Here is a 3,950-nt window from a genome sequence, read left to right on the forward strand (position 1 = left end):
CTCCGGCCAGTATTGGTAGAGAAGCAGATGAATGAGCAATTGTAGGAGATAACTATCTACTTTATGTCTCTGTTCATTCCCCAGCGCTTCGATTTCTTCTTCGAGATGTTCCCAATCTAATACATCTGTCTGTCTTTGTCGCAGTTGTTTGGCCGTTTCTTCTAACCAAGCAAGATAGTCTTGTTCGTATAAGTCTTTAGTTGTCATACCCTATCCTGTTTAGTGCTGGTCAGGTATTAGGTTTTTATTTTCTTGACGCTTATCTAACCTAAAAAAAGAGGGTTCGCAGGCAGGCACGGATTCCCATTCTATATATAAGTATCTGTCAAGTGCGGGGATTTGTCAAGGATTTTTTTGAAAAAATCTGCCAGAATTTGGCCGGTAGGATAAGAGATTGTTTCACCTTTGCCTGTGGGCTACAATAAGCAGATGAGCAAGAGGATAGGATTACAGGGGTTTTGACAATGCGGTTACTACGGGTTCAAGTTCCTGACTTTCGAGTGTTAAAGAATATTGATCTTAGTTTCGAGAAAGACTTTTTTCCCCAGATATTCCCTATCGGTAGTCAAAATGGCGGTGGCAAAAGTACCCTTCTACAATTAATTTTTATCCTGCTTCATTGTTCTGGTGATCCAGAAAAGATAGAATATGTGGTAAATTTACTCCATCGATGTCAACTAGAAGATGAGTTAGAGCAGAAAACCCTGGCTATTTTTGAAATTCTAACCGACAATCGGGAAGAAGTAAAACTAGATTTTTTTATTTGCAGAGATGCTTATGTAAAAGACTTGGTATCTAATCTTGACGGACAAAAAGAAGATTTGGATACTGTTAACGTTGATGATTTAAAAAAATTACAGGACATTAAACAAAAAATCAAAAAGCTAAATGGCCAACGTGAAAGACTCAAAAATATTCAAGAAAAACTTACAACATTGAAGCTAGAAGATGAAACAGAAAGAAACAAATTAATTCGACATTTATTTACCCCAGAAGAACTCAATTTTTTATTTGATTTAGACATAATATCAACAATAGATATATACTTAGATGAATATCCAGCAAATTTTTTAGAGGTAATAATAAATTCTATTCAAGATAAACTGGGAATGACGAATGCTCAAATATACATTGATGCTCCTCAATCTCAAACATTACTTCAGCAAACAAAAATAATTAAAAATATTTTAGGAATAAATAGCTTAATATATCTTTGTCAAGCCAATAACCAGAAGAATCAAGAGATATTTTTGTTGTGTAAATTTATTCAAGCAACCCAAGAAGAATTTCAATTATTCATGAAAGAATTATCCTCAAAAATATTTTTAGCCGCACCTTCAACGCAAGTTTTTATCTTTTTACCTAAAGCTACTAACAAGAGTCTTTTTCAGATAAATCAAGGGAATCCAGACTCTAGTAACTATTATTTAGCCATGGCAGATATTAAAAAGAAACTTAGCAACTTATTTACCTACGATTTTCTGCCAGTTGAGCTATTGATTAATTACTTTATCATGGCTCGTGATCAAGATTTTGCCCAAGCTATAGAAACTGGTGAATATGGAAATAATTATCAACTAATACGGCAAAACTTAAATTCAATTTTATCCGACAAAGAAATTAATTTAGATAAAGATATATCGGGGATTACCTTTAAATTCAAAGGAGACACAAACGGAGAAGAATTATATCCAGAGGATTTGAGTCATGGGGAACTGAAGCGATTAAGTATCTATCTGTGGCTAAAGTATCGTAGGATAAAAGATGCGATTGTCTTGATGGATGAAATTGAGATTGCTCTCCATCCCGACTGGCAATATAAAATTATTGAGGACTTGCAGGAATGGGAACCTAGCAATCAATATATCTTAGCCACTCATTCCTATGAACTCTGTCAAGCTTTAACTCCCGCTCATGTTAAAGAGATAGAACCAAAACTATTGAAATAAAGATGGAGAAACTAACCCATGAGTCTTAAGGAAACGGAACTTTTAGAACATTGTCAATTTATTCTGGCAAACTGTCAAATTCGTAATAAATTTGTCATCCTCTGTGAAGGGGAAATCAAAAAAAATGCCGGCAGGTTATCTCCTCAATCCTATCGAGCTATGGCAGATTTTCCCGATGCTAATTTTTATAAAGCTTGTCTTCCTAGGGATTGGAGACAAAAGATACCGACTTTTTTTAACTGTGGTGATAGAAATGATGTTTTAAATACTTACTTTAATCTTTTGCGTTTGCATCAAGAGAACCCAGAAGCTTCTTATTTAAATCCCCAGCAACTGTTCGCTATCGTCGATTTAGACTTACAAAATAAACGTTTAGATGATTCCTATCCATTTAAGGATTTAGAGCAAATTTTTGAGGACTTATATAAAAAATCACTGATTAAAGTCAATCGGGTTGGACAGCATAGAATTTGGGTGACGGGATTGATTCATAAAGAGTGCTATTTTATTTTTCCCGATACTCATATTCAATCAATTCTTAGCGAACATTCGGCTGTTTATCAAAATTCCGCTGCTAGGCTAGAAAATATTTATCTTGATATGGCAGATAAAATTAAGGATGATGCCGATTTAAAAAATAATTTTTCCAGAGTTAAAGGGAGAATTTCTCATTGTCAAAACCTAGAACTATCGGAAGTGGAGAAATTACAGCTATCTTGGCAAAAACAATATCAAGTTAGCCACGACAATAGCCAATCGGAATTAGTGCTGGCTCTGTTGACTATCAAAAAAGCGAAGCAATATTGGTTACAAGTTGAACCTCCAGAGGACCATACATCACCCCCAGAAAGATATAGAGAACAACTGGCACTACAAATAGGAAGATTTTATGCTCACAATAGCGATAATCCAAGCTGCCATATTTCCCATCTCCTAAAACTGCTGAAGCTAGAACTCAACCCCAGGGAGCAGGAATAAATTTAATCGCATTATTTGACCTAAAAAAAGAGGGTTTGTAGGAAGGTACGGATTCCCATTCTATATATAAGTATCTGTCAAGGGCGGGGATTTGTCAAGGGTTTTTTATTGAGATTTTGTTAATCATCTCGAATACCGTGCATCATGGATTAGTAAACGCTCCGAAAGATTGGCAATATTCCAGTTTTCACCGTTATGTTGAAGAAGGAATTTATGATCAGATGTGGGGAGTTTCAGAAAAGCTGATCTTTGATAGTGATATTGGTATGGAATAAAATGTAGAAGTGAAACCCAAAAAATTAAGGTAAGAAATAAAGGCAATGTTGGGTTTCGTTACCTCAACCCAACCTACAGATCGGCGCTCGCACTACAGGATCAGCGATCACCTTTATCGAGAAGAAATAGCTACCTGCACATTCGGAGAAAAATTCTCGATTTTTCGAGAAGCATTAAGAATTTCAATCCCGATTACATTACCTGCTTGATCATAGTCAAGAATAACCCCCGGACTGATTGCCTCACTTTCTTCTACGGGTGTGTCATGCCAGGTAATTGTTAAAACGTCAACTTCAGCATCATATTTAGCTTTCATTTGATAGCTGCCTATATTTTTTAAGTTTACTGGTAACATATAGTGTAACAATTTTTTGAGGCTCAACTAAGTCATTAATGTAAATTCTCAGAAGATAAGTTTGATTGTTAATGGTGACAAACGTACCTTGATAAACTTTGAGTCCATCTTCTTCTAAAATTTGCTCAGGATTATTGAGGATGTCCTGCAATATTTTTAAAGAGATTTGGCGTTGAATAATTTTTTCTTCGGCATGGTGACTTAAAATAAAGTTCACGAGGATTTCGGAGTATTTTTTTGTAAGGGATTAGGGTTCTTCGGTTTGTCTTATGCAATGGACGGGGTTATAAGGAATGAAACCTTTATAGAGACAGACATTGCCGCAATTTTTGTCAATTGTTTGCGATCTGGAGCGAACTAATCAATTAAATCTCTTGCCAGATAAGGATTGA

5 protein-coding genes are annotated in these 3,950 nt (G+C 35.3%); 2 read left to right on the forward strand and 3 right to left on the reverse strand.

Translation table 11 applies throughout. The features are described from left to right. Nucleotides 1–207 (reverse strand): DUF29 family protein (locus PX482_RS26410; protein ID WP_288123222.1); only part of this gene is annotated, 207 nt, incomplete at its 3' end. Between the two features lie 257 nt (nt 208–464). Between PX482_RS26410 and PX482_RS26415 the strand changes: the two genes are divergently transcribed. After that, nucleotides 465–1,949 carry an AAA family ATPase gene (locus tag PX482_RS26415; protein ID WP_002757420.1) on the forward strand — a complete coding sequence of 495 codons (1,485 nt, stop codon included), beginning with the start codon at nt 465–467 and terminating at the stop codon, nt 1,947–1,949. 18 nt (nt 1,950–1,967) lie between these two features. Continuing rightward, nucleotides 1,968–2,927, forward strand: coding sequence for a hypothetical protein (locus PX482_RS26420; protein WP_002757421.1), 960 nt, complete (start codon nt 1,968–1,970; stop codon nt 2,925–2,927). A 388-nt stretch (nt 2,928–3,315) separates the two neighbouring features. Here PX482_RS26420 and PX482_RS26425 read toward each other — a convergent pair whose 3' ends face one another. After that, on the reverse strand, nt 3,316–3,558 hold the full coding sequence (locus tag PX482_RS26425; RefSeq protein WP_002757423.1) for a DUF2283 domain-containing protein: 243 nt from the start codon (nt 3,556–3,558) through the stop codon (nt 3,316–3,318). Then, nucleotides 3,509–3,775 carry a DUF4258 domain-containing protein gene (locus tag PX482_RS26430; RefSeq protein WP_002757425.1) on the reverse strand — a complete coding sequence of 89 codons (267 nt, stop codon included), beginning with the start codon at nt 3,773–3,775 and terminating at the stop codon, nt 3,509–3,511. The genes PX482_RS26425 and PX482_RS26430 overlap by 50 nt, the downstream gene beginning before the upstream one ends. Between the last annotated feature and the right edge of the window lie 175 nt (nt 3,776–3,950).

Source organism: Microcystis sp. M53602_WE12, from assembly GCF_030065455.1.
In the GTDB taxonomy this organism is placed as follows: domain Bacteria; phylum Cyanobacteriota; class Cyanobacteriia; order Cyanobacteriales; family Microcystaceae; genus Microcystis; species Microcystis aeruginosa.